Origin of the sequence: Commensalibacter sp. M0355 (assembly GCF_016101365.1) — a bacterium.
GTDB classification, from domain to species: domain Bacteria; phylum Pseudomonadota; class Alphaproteobacteria; order Acetobacterales; family Acetobacteraceae; genus Commensalibacter; species Commensalibacter melissae.
Map to the genome: position 1 here is coordinate 652943 of NZ_JACFQQ010000001.1, position 16361 is coordinate 669303.

Below are 16361 nucleotides of genomic sequence, written 5' to 3' on the forward strand. Positions count from 1 at the left end.
ATATTTAACCACGATAGCAGGAAAATATCATTTTTGATATTCATTTATTTATTCAAACATGGCGGAGAAAGTGGGATTCGAACCCACGGTACAATAGAATTGCACAACGGTTTTCGAGACCGCCCCATTCGACCGCTCTGGCATCTCTCCACAAACAGAAACAACCATGATTTTTTATAAAACCAACGAATATATAATCTATTCCTTCAAAGAAAACCAGATAAAATATTCAAACTTAACGGAATTATGAAAAGAAATTTATTAAACAATTTGTATTTATTTAAATAGCTTATTGACTTTTTACTTTAAAAATCAATATAAACAAGACTTCACAATAAATATATTCCTGTTTTATGGGATATTGATAAAAAGAAACTAAGTTAGATTTTCTAACAAGAGTTTGAAAAATTAAAGGGTTTATTATGTTCGCAATCATCCGCACAGGTGGAAAACAATATCGCGTTACACCTAATATGGTTCTAAAAGTTGAAAAACTGGATACCGAGGCAGGTAATACAGTCACATTCACCGAAGTTTTAAGTGTCGGTAATGAAGGAAACTGCACAATCGGAACACCTGTTGTTGAAGGTGCCAGCGTTAAGGCAACAGTTGTTGCGCAAGATCGTCTTAAAAAAGTCATTATTTTCAAAAAACGTCGCCGTCAAAACAGCCGTCGTAAAAACGGACACCGTCAACCTGTAACAGTTTTACGAATCACTGAAATCAACGCTGCTTAGTTCTAGCCTAAACAGACCATATTGATATTTTTAGAATAGGAGAAAAAAATGGCCCATAAAAAAGCCGGAGGTTCATCCAGAAACGGACGCGATACCATTGGACGTCGTCTTGGCGTTAAGAAATTTGGTGGACAGCATGTTGTTGCTGGAAACATTATCGTTAGACAACGCGGTACAAAAATCAAACCAGGTCAAAATGTCGGTTTAGGTCGTGATCATACCATTTTTGCCCTTATTGATGGAAATGTACGATTTGAAAGCCGTTCAAAAGGTAATGTACATGTTTCTGTGGATGCAATCAGCAACGCTGCAGAATAGATCAAAATATACTTAAACAATTTTAAGTATTGACTATTATACGAAGGGTCGATTCAATAAGAATCGGCCCTTTTATTTTAAAGGTTTTAGAACATGAAATTTCTGGATCAAGCTAAGATCTATGTTAAATCAGGAAATGGAGGCGATGGTGCGGTCGCCTTTAGAAGAGAGAAATATATTGAATTTGGTGGTCCGGACGGAGGCGATGGCGGACGTGGTGGTGATATCATTTTTGAGGCAGTTGACAATTTAAATACTTTGATAGATTTTCGCTATACTCAACATTTCCGTGCCAAAAAAGGTCAAAATGGATCCGGAGCCAATAAAACTGGTGCAAATGCAGAAAATATCTGTATTAAAGTTCCCATAGGCACACAAATATTTGCCGAAGATAAGGAAACCTTGCTTGCAGACCTAAATCAAAAAGGGAAAAAGATAGTTCTTTGTCGGGGGGGAGATGGAGGATTTGGCAATACACGTTTTAAATCCAGCACAAACCGGGCACCCCGTCATGCTGATAAAGGTTGGCCTGGAGAAGAACGTTGGGTCTGGTTGCGATTAAAGCTTATTGCCGATGTAGGATTAGTCGGCTTACCCAACGCAGGAAAATCAACCTTTCTTTCTGTTGCATCTGCTGCCCGGCCAAAAATTGCCGATTATCCGTTTACAACCCTACATCCACAACTGGGAATGGTAAGATTGTCACCAACTGAGGAATTTGTCCTAACAGATATACCCGGTCTCATTGAGGGGGCCCATGAAGGCAATGGATTAGGTGATCGTTTCCTAGGACATGTTGAACGATGCAGTATGCTATTGCACCTTATCGATGCAACAGCTGATGATGTTGTCAACAACTGGAAAATTATTCGCAATGAATTGGAATCCTATCAAACGGAACTTGCCAATAAACGGGAAGTGATTGGACTTAATAAAACTGATCTGCTTACCCCTGAAGAAATTCTGCAAAAACAAAAAGAACTGGAACAAGCAAGTGGACATAAGGTTTTCCTTCTTTCAGGGGCTACTCATAATGGGGTGAAAGAAATTTTATTTTATTTACAGAACTACATAACAAAATATAAACAGGATATAATTTTAAAATCAAAACATTTCAGTCCTATATAATGAAAAATCTACATCTTAACCAAGCCCGCAGAATTGTTATAAAAATTGGCAGCGCCTTATTAATTGACGGGAAAAATGCTTGCGTTCGTCAATCATGGCTAGAAAGCCTGATAGAAGATATAATCCATTTACGTCAGCAAAATTGCCAGATTTTAATTGTATCTTCAGGTGCGATCGCTTTGGCACGTTACAAGTTAAAATTAAATCGATATAAGCTTCGCCTCGATGAAAAACAGGCTGCCGCCGCAATAGGTCAAATCAAACTGGCTCAGACCTGGCATGAGGCTTTCGCTGCCCATAAAATCACAACTGCACAAATTTTATTGACTCTGGATGATACGGAAACGCGGTTACAATATAGCAATGCCCGTTCAGCCATTGAAACACTTTTGAAATTAAACTGCATTCCCATCATTAACGAAAATGATACCGTTGCCACTTCCGAAATTCGTTTTGGAGATAATGACCGGTTGGCAGCAAGAGTTGCAGAAATGGTCAAAGCTGATCGGCTTATCCTTTTCTCGGATATTGACGGGTTATATACCGCAGATCCCAAAACCAATCCATCAGCCAAACATCTTGCCTCAATTCCTGAACTTACTCCACAAATTTACGCCATGGGAGGCAAGGCGCCAACTGGATATTCATCAGGTGGCATGGCAACAAAACTGGCAGCCGCAAAAATAGCCACAACTGCAGGATGTGCCATGGCAATCGCTTATGGAAAACTGCTTCATCCTCTCAAGGCTCTTCAAGAAGGAGCAAGATGTTCATGGTTTCTTCCCAATCGCAAACCCTATCCTGCCCGTAAACGCTGGATTGCTGGAAGCATCTCGACCAAAGGCACTATTTTTATTGATAATGGCGCGGAAAAAGCATTGAAAAACGGAAAATCTTTATTGCCTGCCGGTATTATCAAAGTTGAAGGCCATTTCCAACGGGGAGATATCATTAAAATTGCCAACAAGAATGGAAAAATTGTCGGAAATGGTATTTCTGCTTATGATTCTTCAGAAATCACTCAAATTATAGGTCTTCAAACTGATAAAATTAATTCCCAACTGGGATGGGACGGCCCCAATGAGGTTATCCATCATGATGATATGGTGATTATTCCCCCACTTACAGCGGCGGCCAGCGTAAAATAGGTTCTTTACGTTTTTTTAAATTAATAATCTCCTTTTTTTCATCATGAGAAGAGGGAGGGTCATATAATTCCCCCTCCCCATTTTCTACATAAATTTTCTGAGCCTGCTTATCAAAGTTATTTTCCGGTTTCTTAACCTCTACCTTACCAACATTCTCACCGGATTTATTCAGGGATGACCGCGATACATCACATGAATTCTGATTTGAAATATCAGAAGCTGCAAAACGCTTTTTCAAGGCAGGTAAGGGATAAACATAATTTTCAGGCTCATACAATTTTTTTTCTGAATTTTCTATTTTACCTGCTTTTTCTGTATCATCTCGATGATTGGCAACCACTTGTATTTTAGTTTCCGAACGAGGCCGCAAATCAGCCGTGCGCTTTAACAAGATACGTAATTGGGCCTGAATATCCTCCATTTGTTGACTTAAATAATTTAAACGTCCTTTTAGCCCAAAAACAGCAAAAGGCATAAACAAAAAACAAATTCCAAAAGTAACAGTCAATATTAAGATAACAAACTGCGCCCAAGAAGGGATCCACTCTGGAAAAGTTAAATTCATGATATTATTTCAACAATTTTATTAAATCTATATTCTACTACATACCCAATGCACGACGATAAACATCAAAAAGGGTTTCCTGTTCTTCCACTTCAGCAGGCTCCTGTTTACGTGCCCGAATTATCCTTCTGATTACAGGAACGTCAAATCCCGCCGATTTTGCCTCAGCATAAATATCTTTGATATCATTTGCCAACCCTTTTCGCTCCTCTTCCAAACGCTCGATACGTTCAACAATTGTCCGAAGACGATCAACGGCGATCCCTCCGACTTCGGGTTTATTATCAAATTCATTCATCCACTTTTCCTATTTTGATTTTTTTAAAATATATTTAAAGCTGTTTCTATTCATTACGTAACCCTGCATGCCAGGTCAATCGCCAATAGCCTCAGAATATGAAAATTTTAATCCTTTGAAAATTTAAAGAATATTTTTTCCTGTTTTGAAAACCATGTTACTATCAAAAAAAATATTACAGAGTAGATTTACAAAATATATACGATTCAAAATAATATTCAAAAATTAAACTTTATAGAATGTAGAGAGACCAAATTTATGGAACAGACACAAGCCTATGCGCCTTTTGATATTATCATTTTTGGGGCAACAGGCGACCTAACTGCAAGGAAATTATTACCCGCATTGTATTATCGTTATCTGGACAAACAAATTCCACCCCAAACTCGTATTATCGGTACAGCAAGATCACCTTTGACAGACGATGATTTTAAAAAACGCATTCGTGACGGATTGGTTGAATTTGTTCAAGAATCCTATCAAGACCCAGAAAATATTAGAAATTTTTTAAATCTTATTTCCTACGTCAGCTTAAATGGTGCAGAAGCTGATAGCAACTGGCCAGAACTGCAAGCGAAATTCGAACATAACAAGGCTAATGATATTCGCATTTTTTATTTCGCGACTGCACCAAGATTGTATGGTGATATTTGTGACAATCTTGCATTGAAAAAACTGATCACTCCGACAACCCGTATAATCCTTGAAAAACCCATTGGAACCTCGTTAAAAACTGCCGAAGAGATCAACCAGCGTGTTGGCAAGCATTTCCCTGAAAATAATATCTACCGTATTGATCATTATCTTGGCAAGGAAACTGTTCAGAATGTTATTGCCCTTCGTTTCGCCAATCCAGTTTTTGAACGGCTTTGGAATTCGGATGCCATTGACTACGTCCAGATCACCGCTGCTGAAACCGTAGGGGTGGGTAAACGGGGTGGATATTATGATGGAGCTGGCGCATTAAGGGATATGGTTCAGAACCATCTTTTACAGGTTTTATGTATGGTGGCCATGGATCCTCCCATTTCATTAAATGCCGATGACCTGAGAAATGAAAAGTTAAAAGTCCTTCGTTCTTTAAAACCCATGACGGAACAGGATATCAAGAATAATACTGTTCGCGGCCAATATACATCATGCATTTACAAAAATGAAAAAATACCCGGATATCTTGAGGATCTTGGTAAGGATCAAAGCAATACAGAAACTTTCATTACTTTAAAAGCCGAAATCAATACAGCCCGTTGGGGAGGTGTACCATTTTACCTGAGAACAGGAAAGAGGCTTGCAAAAAAGGTCAGTGAAATCATTATTCAGTTCAAACCCTCTGCCTGGAATCTTTTTGCCACGCCACCAAAAGCGAACCGCCTTGTGATTCGTATTCAACCAGACGAGGGTGTTTCATTATCCCTGCAAATCAAGGATCCACAAAAAACCTATACGAATTTACGCAGCACCTCAATCAATATCGAATTTCCTACAGCCTTTCATATCCGCTACCCCGATTCCTATGAAGGGCTTTTGATGGATGTCGTCAAAGGGGATCCCATTCTTTTCATCCGTCGTGATGAAGTCGAAGCTTCATGGCGCTGGATAGAACCCATTCTTGATGGTTGGGCAAAAAATCTAACCCCATTGACATATTATAAGGCTGGTAGCTGGGGACCACAAGAAGCTCTTGACCTATTAGATCGGGCAAATCATATTTGGCACGAAAATATGACAGAATAGTGATTGTTGATCACCATGATTTTATCAATTCAAGTCATGGTGGTTAAAAAACTGCATTTAAAGATAAAAAACTTAATCCATAAGATGGATAGATGTTAATGAATTTTTACTTATTAATAACTACCTAAAAATTATTTATAGAATGAATTCATGGTTTTTGTTTTTATCTTTTCCATTCTATTTTGATGATCTTTGCAACGACTTCATTTTGAATTAAATTAAAGTCTCAATATTGATTATCCAGTTTCATTTTTTAACTTAATTATATAATCCCATTATTTAATCAATCTGAAAAACTGATGACAAAATCCGATAGACCTGCATTTCCTCCATCAAGAAACTCTTTAAAAAAAAGGATAATACAACGCGTGATTGTTGCGCTACTCTTATCTGGCGGTATTATTTTTTGCCAAGAAATGGGTTGGTTGGATCAATTGACCGATCAGTTTGTAAGACAGAAAATCGACTGGTCTAATAATCAATCTGTAATAAAATATCTAAAACAGACCATCACAGATAAAAATCTAACAGAAATCCCTCTTAGATGCTTAATTCCCGTGATCAACAATGATGATGGATCAACAATTTTAAATGTTGAAATTCATGAAAAACACAATCAGGAATGTCTGAATACAAGAAAGAATTTTCCGACAATTTTTACCTTTCGTGTTAATAGGCGAAATGGTAATATACAAATTGATAAAAATACACCCAATCATTTTTATCCGCTTCATTAAATAATCATTATATCAACTTTCATAATGAATCAATCTTCCTCTCCCCCTACTGTACCACGTCGTAGTTTCCTAACCCTGCTTACCGCAAGTTCAGTAACGGTAGGAGGTGTGGTTTGCACATGGCCTTTTATAAACAGTTTAAACACTCAAAATACCACCATCACTCATAATTACACGGATGTTGATATTTCCTCGCTTAAAGAGGGTCAGCAAATTACCGTTATGTGGCAGGGACATGCTGTATTTATTCTTCATCGTCCAGCCAAAACACTTGCACTTTTACAAGACAAAGAACTTTTGATCCGTTTACGTGATCCAAGCAGTAAAGAGTTGCAACAACCTCCCTATACAAGAAACTGGCACCGATCAATTCAGCCAGAAATTGCGGTTTTGATTGGTGTATGCACGCATCTCGGATGTATTCCGAGCCTTAATTTGGGAAATTCACTTGGCGGATATTACAATTGTGCGTGTCATGGATCTAAATTTGATTTGGCGGGAAGAGTATATAACAATGTGCCAGCACCTTATAACCTTCCCGTTCCCCCATACAAAATTTTAAAACCCGGAATTCTTCGTATTGGTGAAAACCCTGAAGGGGAAAATTTTAGTTTCACATCCATAATGCAGCTTTAAAATCATTCACCTGTTGGATATTTTATAAAATCATCTTGCTTTTTGCACGAAATAGCGACATCTTAACACCATCAGATAGCCAGATGATCGCTATTTACATGATCTGCATCGTAAATAGAGGAAAGTCCGGGCTCCACGGAAAAACGGTGCCAGTTAACGACTGGCGAGGGCGACCTTAGGGAAAGTGCCGCAGAAAACAAACCGCTTGCCAATTTTTTATAAATGCAAGTAAGGGTGAAAAGGCGTGGTAAAAGCACACCGCATGACTGGCAACAGGAATGGCATGGTAAACCCCACCGGGAGCAAAACCTAATAGAGGTAACAGATTTACAGTTAAATCAGGGTTTTTCCGCCCTGTTACCTGGGTTGGTTGCATGAAATACGGTGCGAATCGTATTCAAGATGAATGATCGTCATTTATGTTTCATAAAAACAGAACCCGGCTTACACGCTATCTGATTTTAATTTTATCCATAAATTTCCATCAAGATGCAAAACTATAATTTTTACGGCATTTTAACGATACTTCATATACATCTCAATCATGATTTCATGAAATTTTATGAAATAAAAGTGATTTCCAACGTAATTATTTGACCTCCCATATTTACCCATGATATCCCAAAGGCTATAATGTAAAACAAAAGCAAAGATCAATATCAATTCAAATTATATCTGGGATAGCCTGTAATGAATTTGTTCCTTGGATCACATCAAAATCGACTGGATGCCAAAGGAAGAGTATCTATTCCAGCAAATTTCCGCTTAAATTTACGCAAAGAAAAAACCACCAAGGAAGAACTTTCCTTTATTCTTCGCCCCTCTCATACTTTACCCTGTATCGAAGGATGGCCATTTGCCATTTTCAACAAACTGACCGCCGTATTGGATGATGTCAACATTCTTTCAACGGAACATAATGACCTCGCAACCCTTATTTACGCCCAGGCCTGGCCTATTGAAGTTGACCGTGAGGGAAGGATTATCCTTCCTGACATTCTAAAACAACATGCCAACCTGACCAATAAGGTCACTTTTATGGGACTTGGGACAATTTTCCAAATTTGGGAACCTGTAGCCGCACAAAAACATTATGAATCCGTGCTTAAACGAACAAAAATGGTCATTCTGCCACACGCCGCCAAGGCTAAAACTGAGCAAGCGAACCAATAATCATGGCCGAAAATTATTCAGCAATTGATATCAATGGTCATTTCCCCGTCATGCTTAACGAAGTAATTGACCTTTTACAACCAAAATCCGAAGCGGTTTATATTGACGCAACCTTTGGTGGAGGTGGGTACAGCAAGGCCATTCTTTCCGCAGCCAATTGCAATGTATGGGGAATTGATCGTGATCCCGATGCCATCAGGCGAGGACAAAAAATTGTTGACGACTATCCCACGCTTCGTCTTTTACAGGGGGATTTTGCTCAACTTGAAACGCTTGCTCATGAAAATAACATCCAATCTCTGGATGGTATTGTTCTTGATCTGGGAGTTTCCTCTTTTCAGTTGGACGAGGCAGAAAGAGGTTTTTCATTCCGGTTTGATGGACCGCTGGATATGAGAATGAGTAAATCTGGAAAAACTGCGGCTGATCTTGTTAACCAATTGTCCGAAACCGAATTGGCAGATATTCTATGGTATTATGGTGAGGAACGTTTCTCACGTCGTATCGCTCGAGCCATAATTCAGGATAGACTTGAAAAACCTTTTGAAACAACACAACAACTGGCAAACCTGATTAAAAGAATTGTTCCGTCCAAAAAAAATGAGATTAATCCCGCAACTCGATCTTTTCAGGCGCTAAGAATTGCCGTCAATGATGAATTGACACAAATCAGGCAAGTCTTAACAAGTGCACTTTCCCTTCTTAAACCAGATGGAAAACTGATTGTTGTCTCATTTCATTCCCTGGAAGACCGTATTGTCAAAGAAATCATGAATCAGGCAACTGGCAATATTGCAGGTCCTTCAAGACATCATCCTCAATCCCTACATCAAAAATCCGAACTGATTAAGTTTGAAGCCCTAACCCATAAGCCTCTTCGCCCTTCAAAACATGAAGCCCTTTTAAATCCCCGTTCACGAAGTGCGAAATTACGAGCCATTAAACGTCTTGCAGGGCAGAAAACAAGGAGTATATCCTGATGATAATCCGTCCATTAACGTTATTTTGCTCAGTACTTGCCGGCCTATCTGGAATGATCCTGTACACTCAAAAACATAAAACCACCGTACTGGATCATCAAATCGCCAAGATTGTGCATGATACGGAACGGCTAAAAGCCCGGACGGCAATGTTACGGACAGAATGGACTTTACTTAATCAGCCTGACCGTTTAAAAACTCTGGCCAACAACTTTCTGCCAAAATTGCACCCTTTGGCTCCCACTCAATTTGTACAAATGTCATCCTTGCTCAATGTGCTTCCTCCCATTCAAAAGGAACAGATCGAGGATAAAACACGCAAACAGCTGCTCCTTGCGGTCGCTAATAATCATGGACAAACCTTGAATAACCCTGATGACAAGCCCGAACCTGCTATTGTTTCAAGTAATACGACCAGACAACATCATGACTCCCCAACAAAACGGAGCACTTCGGATGAAGAAAACCAATCTGCATCCTTCAATTCCCCTTCCAAAAAACCCGAAATCTACACTGCTAAAAAAACGAACAATACAATTGATTCCTCTGATGATATTTCAAATAAAAACATAAAAAAACCTCCTATCAGAACCAAACCTGTTCAAAATGTTAGGGATGATGAAGAAAATCTAGCAACCAAAGATTTCCCTGATATCCCACGAATTGATAAAAAAAATATCAAAACAACAGCCTTGATTAAAAAATCCGCTCATAAACCTGCAGTTCGACCTGCATTTTCAATTGCTGACAGTTCTGAGCCGATGTCAATTGTAAAAGAAAAGAATAACAATGGCACCATTGGTAAAAAGGAAATACACACCGTCGTAATAACCAGTGCAAAACCAAAACATGAGACGCCGGTAAAAATCGCCCAAAACAGCAAACAAAAACAGCATTATCATTCTGAATCAGCCTTTGGGGACGACGCTGATGATTCCCTACCCGCACCTGTTCCTTTTTCTCAATGAATTCTATAAAGTTAAAATAAATGATAAATTATGGAAAAGGTTCACAAAAGGGTCAACCTTATAGACAATCTTTTGAAAAAAGAAAAAAAAATCAAAAAAAAAAAATTAATACCTATCAAATAGATAAAACCAGACTTCGCTTATTTATCACAGCATGTGGCTTCTGCGTCATTTATGGTGCGGTTATGCTAAAATTAATTTTCGCAACCATCATAGCACCTTTGCCTCCTCAAAAACAGCAAATCGCTCCCCAGGTTCCCCCAATTCCAATTAGCGATCCAAAAGGAACCATTGCTGGAGATTTTTCGTTACCTCAAATCCACAGAGCCTCTATTATTGACAGAAATGGACAGATTTTGGCCATTTCTCTCCCCGTGGCACAGTTATATGCAAATCCTATCGAAATTATTGACCCTGACGATGTTGCTCAAAAACTGAAATCCATTCTCCCCAATCTAAATCTCGAAAAAACCACTCAAAGACTCTCGTCTAAAAAACAGTTTGTTTATATAGCTCGCGATATTTCTCCAAAACAGGAGATTGATATCAATAACCTTGGCATTCCAGGAATTTATTTTGAAAGTGGCGAACGCAGACATTATCCACTAGGACGATTGGCAGCCCATATTCTCGGCAGCGTGGATATTGATGATCACGGTATTGCAGGTATTGAGAAATATCTTGACCAGCGCTTGATGAATGATCATTCCTCTTTAAGATTATCCATTGATACTCATGTTCAAACCGCGGTACAGGAAGAAGTGGAGGCAGCGATGCAAACTTTTCAGGCAGAAGCTGCATGTGGTATTATCATGGATGTTCATACCGGGGAAATTCTGGCAATGGTGAGTTTACCCGATTATGATGCAAATTTTTTCAATAAAGCTCCCCCAAATCAAAGATTCAATCGCGCCACAAACGGGATGTACGAACCTGGATCAACCTTTAAGCTTCAAAACGCAGCTATGGCTTTGGAGGTTGGCGGTATACACATTTGGGACCGTTTTGCAACAGCACCAGTCAGGGTGGGTCGCTTTACCATTCACGACTTGAAAACAGATCATTTTGCTCCCTATCTTTCCTTACCTGAAGTATTGGCATATTCCTCAAACCCTGCATCTGCACACATCGCCCTTGATGTTGGGGGAGAAAAACAGCGTTCCTGGTTACAAAGAATGGGTTTTTTAGCACGCGTTCCAATTGAACTACCCGAAGCAGGTCGTCCTTTGGTGCCCTCTGCCAGAAATTGGGGAATATCCACCATCATGACTGTCGCCTTTGGTCACGGTATCGCACAATCCCCATTAGCCATTGTTCGTGGAACCGCGGCAACAGTGAATGACGGTTACCTGATCAGGCCCACTCTATTATCAAGACAGGATGAGACAATGCCTCCGGTAATTATTGATCCAACCTCATCTAGAACTGACATACCTGATGGAGAAAAAGTTATTTCCGATAAAAATTCCCTTATTCTAAGGAAAATACTTCGTTTAGATGTTACACAGGGAACGGGCAAAAACGCAGAGGTTCCGGGTTATTTTGTAGGAGGGAAAACTGGTACCAGTGAAAAAGTGGGAAAAGGTGGGGGTTATTTAAAACATGTCAATGTATCAGCCTTCACTGCTGTTTTTCCGATGAACAATCCCCGATATGCTGTCTATGTCATGCTGGATAGTCCAAAGCCAACCAAATTTACCCATGGCTGGACAACAGCCGGATGGAATGCGGCACCAACTGTATCCAAAATCATTGCACGTATTGGACCCATGCTTGGATTATTTCCAGATATAAAGAATGCCGGAAGGATAGATAATGAGTTATCCATTCCTCTACGTCCTGCAGTTCCTAGAGGAGTAAAAGCTCTCGGTCCAGGAAATGATCCGGGCGATCCTCGTCTTAATCGACAAACAAAATCCGCATTAAAAACAAAATCTAGACACAAAAATATATCACCCTCTTCCCCCTCAGAATAGTCAGTTCCGTTTTACCATGATTTCACTTGATACATTACGATCCTATATCAATATTCCCGATTATTTCCCCAATCATGAAATAAAGGGAATTGCACTGGACAGCCGGAAAGTGCAAAAAGATTTTCTTTTTGCCGCTTTGCCTGGAAATCAGCTTGATGGACAAGCATTTATTCAACAGGCCATTGAAAATGGAGCCAATACGATTCTCTTGACCAATGGGTCAAACATGGATTTGCCGAGTCAGTGCGTTCCCATTTACTGTGATAATCCCCGTCAAGTGATAGCAAAAATAACTTCCTTATTTTACCCGAAGTTACCCCATCATAAAATAGCGGTTACAGGTACAAATGGTAAAACAAGCACCGTCGATTTTGCCAGACAGTTATGGGAACTGGAAAATCTGAAATCCGCTTCAATTGGCACTTTGGGCGTTCTCAATAATGCTGGCTATCATTATACAGGACCGGTATTAACCACACCTGACACTATTATTTTACATGAAATTATGCAAAATCTTTCCAAAAAACATGTAACACATGTTGCCATGGAAGCATCTTCACATGGATTGGCTCAATACCGGCTTGACAATATTGAATTAGAAGCAGCAGCTTTTACAAATCTAACCCGGGATCATCTGGATTACCATCACAGTTTTGAAGCATATTTTCAGGCAAAACAAAGATTATTTACAGATATATTACCATCAAATGCCATTGCCGCATTGAACAGTGATATGAATGCATCCGTTCTTGAAACATTATTAAATATAATAAAAAAAAGAAAACAACAATTGAGACTGGTTGGCATCAAAGGAAATTTTTTGCGTCTAAATCATGTTAAACCCTTACCCCATGGTCAGAAAATAACATATAAAACAGCTTCAGGAAACCGTGTTACAACAACCCTTTCTTTACTTGGCCGTTACCAGATAGATAATATTCTACTTTCTATGGCACTTATCGCAAAAGATTCTGAACATCTTGAATCCCTTGTTCCTCTACTTCCCAAACTAAAAGGCGTGAAAGGACGCATGGAACAGGCTGCCATCTTACCAAATGGGGCAACTGTTTATGTTGACTATGCCCATACACCTGATGCATTGACCCATCTTTTACAATCTTTGCGTCCACATGTTCATCATGAGTTATATATTATATTTGGGGCAGGTGGAAACCGTGACAAAGGCAAACGCCCTCTGATGGCTCTTGAGGCAGGGAAATATGCAGACCATGTCATTATTACGGATGATAATCCCCGTCATGAAAATCCCGCACTGATCCGTAATGAAATTAAAAAAGGTTTTCCACGGGCCGTTGAAATCGCTGGCAGAGAAGAGGCCATTGCACAAACAGTTAAAAAACTTCAACCTGGCGATATTTTAGTTATTGCTGGTAAGGGGCATGAACAAGGCCAGATTATCGGGAATATTATCCATCCTTTTGATGATGTAAAAATAGTACAGAAATATATGAGATATTTATGACATTCCTTTGGAACGAAACTGATCTTATCCAGGCCACTGGAGGTACCTTATCCATTCATCAGGCCATACATGGAACGGGTGTCTCCATTGACACCAGAACCTTGCGACCCGGGGATATCTTTATTGCCATTAAAGGTGAAAATAGCGATGGTCACGACTATATTCAACAGGCTCTTGCCAATGGAGCATCTTGTGTCATTGTCACGCATATTCCTTCCCAATTCAACAGTCAATTACCCTTTTTAATTGTCTCGGATACTTTACATGCCCTTACAAAAATGGGGATTTATGCCAGACAGCGTTTTCATGGAAAAGCCATAGCGATCACTGGAAGTGTCGGTAAAACCACAACAAAGGAAATGCTTAAAAACGCTTTGCAGCCTTTTGGAAAAATTCATGCTGCCGAAGGTTCATATAACAACCATCTGGGCGTTCCTCTCACTTTGGCAAGACTTCCCTCTGATGCCGACTATTGTATCAGTGAAATTGGCATGAACCACAGTGGCGAAATAGCCCCCCTTGCTGCCATGGTTAAACCTGACATAGCAATTATTACTACGGTATCATCCTCCCATCTTGGATTGATGAAAACCATGGATGCAATTGCCGAGGAAAAAAGCCAGATTATCACCGCTCTGTCAAAAAACGGCATCCTTATTCTGCCTGAAACAGTTTATGATTTCACTTTATTTGAAAAACGAGCAATGCAATATCATGTTCATCTTTACAGAACAGGTTTATCAGAAAAGGCTGATTTTCAAATCCAGTCCATAAATCTTGGTGCAGATTATTCAATCTTCAAATTTAAAACAGTTAATGAAATCTTTTCCGTCTCTCTTGCGTCTCCCGGGCAACATCTCATTCATGATGCCTCCCTTGTACTCAGTGCAGTATGCTCCTTGAAACTCGATTTGCAACAGGCAATTACCGCCCTGCATCAATTTACAGCTGGGTCAGGACGAGGAGAAATCTTACCTTTGATAGATAAAACAGGAATTCTTCTAGATGAAAGCTATAATGCATCAACCCTTTCAATTCAGGCCGCATTAAAAACCCTGACATTATTGAGTCCCAAACGACGTATCGCAGTTTTAGGGGATATATTCGAACTGGATGAATATAGCGAAAAGGAGCATCTCTCCTTGATTCCCAGTATTATACAAAATTCTGATCTTGTTTTTACTTGCGGCTCCTCAATGAAAATTGTATTTGATCAACTTCCCCGACCTATACAAGGGAAATGGTGTAAAAATGCAGAACAGTTAATCCCTTTCATTCATCAGCAATTGCAAGATCGAGACACTGTTCTGGTGAAAGGAAGTCATGGAATGCATATGGAAAAAATTGTTAGGGCGTTAACTCAAAAAATGAATCAAAGGAAAAATTAATGCTATATGATCTGATTATGCATCATGGGCTGGCCTATGCCTTCTTACTTAATCTTTTTCGTTATATAACATTTCGTGCTGTTGCCGCCTGTTTCACGGCTTTTTTCCTTAGCATTTGGTTGGGTCCCTATATAATAGCCAAACTTCACCAGATTCAGCGTGAAGGTCAGCCCATTCGTGCCCTTGGCCCGGAACGGCATTTGAAAGAAAAAGCAGGAACTCCTACTATGGGAGGAATTTTAATTTTATCCACTTTATTAATTTCAACGCTTTTATGGGCTGACCTGACCAACGGATTTATCTGGATCGTACTATTTGTCACCTTTGGATTTGGCCTGATAGGTTTTTTTGATGATTATAAAAAACTGGCAAAACATAACAGTGATGGATTAAGTAAACGCACACGTTTGGGCGGGGAATTTTTAATCTCACTGGTTGCAACTTATTTTTTACAACAACTGACCCCTTCAGGAATGGCCAATGATCTAGCGCTTCCTTTTCTTAAAAATGTCCTTATTCCATTAGGCTATTTTTTCCCTCTTTTTGGGATGATTGTCATAAGTGGTTTTGGTAATGCGGTTAATTTCACGGATGGACTTGACGGGCTTGCCATTGTTCCAGTTGTTATCTCCTTTTTTGTTTTTGCGCTGATTGCCTATATTGTCGGAAATAGTGTTTTTGCCGATTATCTACAATTGCATTTTATTCCTAAAACTGGGGAATTGGCCATATTCTGTGCTGCTGTCATAGGGGCAGGACTAGGATTTTTATGGTTTAACGCCCCTCCGGCTTCTGTTTTTATGGGGGACACAGGCTCTCTTTCATTGGGTGGCGCCATTGGATCTGTTGCCGTTGCCGTAAAACATGAGCTGGTCTTGTGTATCGTCGGCGGTTTATTTGTAATTGAAACGCTATCCGTCATTATTCAAGTCGCATGGTATAAAAAAACTAAAACAAGAATCTTTCTCATGGCACCTTTACATCACCATTTTGAAAAAAAAGGATGGGCCGAATCAAAAATTGTCATTCGTTTCTGGATTATTTCCATTATTTTAGGCATTATTGGTTTAGCAACATTGAAACTGCGTTAAA

Annotated in this window: 16 protein-coding genes, 1 tRNA gene and 1 other RNA gene; 15 read left to right on the forward strand and 3 right to left on the reverse strand. The window is 39.5% G+C overall.

The genetic code is table 11. The features are described from left to right. Positions 1 to 59 precede the first annotated feature (59 nt). Positions 60 to 150 (reverse strand) — tRNA-Ser (locus H3T44_RS03130). A 272-nt stretch (positions 151 to 422) separates the two neighbouring features. Here H3T44_RS03130 and rplU point away from each other — a divergent pair. The 4 genes from rplU to proB all read left to right on the forward strand — a co-directional run bounded on the left by rplU (position 423) and on the right by proB (position 3331). Then, positions 423 to 737, forward strand: coding sequence for a 50S ribosomal protein L21 (rplU, locus tag H3T44_RS03135; RefSeq protein WP_110438450.1), 315 nt, complete (start codon positions 423 to 425; stop codon positions 735 to 737). Between the two features lie 48 nt (positions 738 to 785). Next, entirely contained in the window at positions 786 to 1055 is a 270-nt protein-coding gene (gene rpmA / locus H3T44_RS03140; protein ID WP_110438451.1) for a 50S ribosomal protein L27, read from the forward strand. 93 nt (positions 1056 to 1148) lie between these two features. Then, entirely contained in the window at positions 1149 to 2183 is a 1035-nt protein-coding gene (obgE, locus tag H3T44_RS03145) for a GTPase ObgE (RefSeq protein ID WP_110438452.1), read from the forward strand. After that, positions 2183 to 3331 (forward strand): glutamate 5-kinase, encoded by a 1149-nt coding sequence (proB, locus tag H3T44_RS03150; protein WP_122123944.1) that lies wholly within the window; start codon positions 2183 to 2185, stop codon positions 3329 to 3331. The genes obgE and proB overlap by 1 nt, the downstream gene beginning before the upstream one ends. Here the strand turns inward: proB and H3T44_RS03155 are convergent. Further along, positions 3306 to 3896, reverse strand: a complete 591-nt coding sequence (locus H3T44_RS03155; protein WP_198184527.1) for a hypothetical protein — start codon at positions 3894 to 3896, stop codon at positions 3306 to 3308. The genes proB and H3T44_RS03155 overlap by 26 nt on opposite strands. A gap of 37 nt (positions 3897 to 3933) precedes the next feature. Continuing rightward, positions 3934 to 4194: a DUF2312 domain-containing protein gene (locus H3T44_RS03160; protein WP_110438455.1), complete on the reverse strand. Its 261-nt coding sequence runs from the start codon at positions 4192 to 4194 to the stop codon at positions 3934 to 3936. Between the two features lie 258 nt (positions 4195 to 4452). On the opposite strand from H3T44_RS03160, the gene zwf reads away from it, so the two are divergent. The 11 genes from zwf (at position 4453) to mraY (ending at position 16360) form a co-directional block, all read left to right on the forward strand. Further along, positions 4453 to 5928 (forward strand): glucose-6-phosphate dehydrogenase, encoded by a 1476-nt coding sequence (zwf, locus tag H3T44_RS03165; protein ID WP_198195965.1) that lies wholly within the window; start codon positions 4453 to 4455, stop codon positions 5926 to 5928. A 299-nt stretch (positions 5929 to 6227) separates the two neighbouring features. Continuing rightward, a complete protein-coding gene (locus H3T44_RS03170) occupies positions 6228 to 6665 on the forward strand; it encodes a hypothetical protein (RefSeq protein ID WP_198184525.1) in 438 nt (145 codons plus the stop codon). 24 nt (positions 6666 to 6689) lie between these two features. Continuing rightward, positions 6690 to 7301, forward strand: a complete 612-nt coding sequence (petA, locus tag H3T44_RS03175) for a ubiquinol-cytochrome c reductase iron-sulfur subunit (protein ID WP_110438458.1) — start codon at positions 6690 to 6692, stop codon at positions 7299 to 7301. Between the two features lie 71 nt (positions 7302 to 7372). Next, positions 7373 to 7764, forward strand: an RNA gene (gene rnpB, locus H3T44_RS03180) — RNase P RNA component class A. Between the two features lie 227 nt (positions 7765 to 7991). Next, on the forward strand, positions 7992 to 8474 hold the full coding sequence (mraZ, locus tag H3T44_RS03185) for a division/cell wall cluster transcriptional repressor MraZ (RefSeq protein ID WP_110438459.1): 483 nt from the start codon (positions 7992 to 7994) through the stop codon (positions 8472 to 8474). Between the two features lie 2 nt (positions 8475 to 8476). Further along, positions 8477 to 9454, forward strand: a complete 978-nt coding sequence (gene rsmH / locus H3T44_RS03190) for a 16S rRNA (cytosine(1402)-N(4))-methyltransferase RsmH (RefSeq protein WP_198195967.1) — start codon at positions 8477 to 8479, stop codon at positions 9452 to 9454. Next, positions 9454 to 10422 (forward strand): hypothetical protein, encoded by a 969-nt coding sequence (locus H3T44_RS03195; protein WP_198195969.1) that lies wholly within the window; start codon positions 9454 to 9456, stop codon positions 10420 to 10422. The genes rsmH and H3T44_RS03195 overlap by 1 nt, the downstream gene beginning before the upstream one ends. Positions 10423 to 10442: 20 nt before the next feature. Then, the gene (locus tag H3T44_RS03200; protein ID WP_198195971.1) at positions 10443 to 12398 is read left to right on the forward strand and encodes a penicillin-binding protein 2; all 1956 of its coding nucleotides are present in this window, start codon (positions 10443 to 10445) and stop codon (positions 12396 to 12398) included. A 16-nt stretch (positions 12399 to 12414) separates the two neighbouring features. Further along, positions 12415 to 13881: a UDP-N-acetylmuramoyl-L-alanyl-D-glutamate--2,6-diaminopimelate ligase gene (locus H3T44_RS03205; protein ID WP_198195973.1), complete on the forward strand. Its 1467-nt coding sequence runs from the start codon at positions 12415 to 12417 to the stop codon at positions 13879 to 13881. Further along, a complete protein-coding gene (gene murF, locus H3T44_RS03210; RefSeq protein ID WP_198195975.1) occupies positions 13878 to 15269 on the forward strand; it encodes a UDP-N-acetylmuramoyl-tripeptide--D-alanyl-D-alanine ligase in 1392 nt (463 codons plus the stop codon). Before H3T44_RS03205 ends, murF begins: the two co-directional genes overlap by 4 nt. After that, positions 15269 to 16360 carry a phospho-N-acetylmuramoyl-pentapeptide-transferase gene (gene mraY / locus H3T44_RS03215; protein WP_110438465.1) on the forward strand — a complete coding sequence of 364 codons (1092 nt, stop codon included), beginning with the start codon at positions 15269 to 15271 and terminating at the stop codon, positions 16358 to 16360. Before murF ends, mraY begins: the two co-directional genes overlap by 1 nt. Position 16361: the final 1 nt, after the last annotated feature.

What these genes read in the sequence shown, in the direction of transcription:
- rpmA (WP_110438451.1), top strand. Translation starts at nt 786, where the DNA reads ATGGCCCATAAAAAAGCCGGAGGTTCATCCAGAAACGGACGCGATACC.
- murF (WP_198195975.1), top strand. Translation starts at nt 13,878, where the DNA reads ATGACATTCCTTTGGAACGAAACTGATCTTATCCAGGCCACTGGAGGT.
- H3T44_RS03155 (WP_198184527.1), bottom strand. Translation starts at nt 3,896, where the DNA reads ATGAATTTAACTTTTCCAGAGTGGATCCCTTCTTGGGCGCAGTTTGTT.
- obgE (WP_110438452.1), top strand. Translation starts at nt 1,149, where the DNA reads ATGAAATTTCTGGATCAAGCTAAGATCTATGTTAAATCAGGAAATGGA.
- mraZ (WP_110438459.1), top strand. Translation starts at nt 7,992, where the DNA reads ATGAATTTGTTCCTTGGATCACATCAAAATCGACTGGATGCCAAAGGA.
- proB (WP_122123944.1), top strand. Translation starts at nt 2,183, where the DNA reads ATGAAAAATCTACATCTTAACCAAGCCCGCAGAATTGTTATAAAAATT.
- rsmH (WP_198195967.1), top strand. Translation starts at nt 8,477, where the DNA reads ATGGCCGAAAATTATTCAGCAATTGATATCAATGGTCATTTCCCCGTC.
- mraY (WP_110438465.1), top strand. Translation starts at nt 15,269, where the DNA reads ATGCTATATGATCTGATTATGCATCATGGGCTGGCCTATGCCTTCTTA.
- rplU (WP_110438450.1), top strand. Translation starts at nt 423, where the DNA reads ATGTTCGCAATCATCCGCACAGGTGGAAAACAATATCGCGTTACACCT.
- zwf (WP_198195965.1), top strand. Translation starts at nt 4,453, where the DNA reads ATGGAACAGACACAAGCCTATGCGCCTTTTGATATTATCATTTTTGGG.
- H3T44_RS03160 (WP_110438455.1), bottom strand. Translation starts at nt 4,194, where the DNA reads ATGAATGAATTTGATAATAAACCCGAAGTCGGAGGGATCGCCGTTGAT.
- petA (WP_110438458.1), top strand. Translation starts at nt 6,690, where the DNA reads ATGAATCAATCTTCCTCTCCCCCTACTGTACCACGTCGTAGTTTCCTA.
- H3T44_RS03195 (WP_198195969.1), top strand. Translation starts at nt 9,454, where the DNA reads ATGATAATCCGTCCATTAACGTTATTTTGCTCAGTACTTGCCGGCCTA.
- H3T44_RS03200 (WP_198195971.1), top strand. Translation starts at nt 10,443, where the DNA reads ATGATAAATTATGGAAAAGGTTCACAAAAGGGTCAACCTTATAGACAA.
- H3T44_RS03170 (WP_198184525.1), top strand. Translation starts at nt 6,228, where the DNA reads ATGACAAAATCCGATAGACCTGCATTTCCTCCATCAAGAAACTCTTTA.
- H3T44_RS03205 (WP_198195973.1), top strand. Translation starts at nt 12,415, where the DNA reads ATGATTTCACTTGATACATTACGATCCTATATCAATATTCCCGATTAT.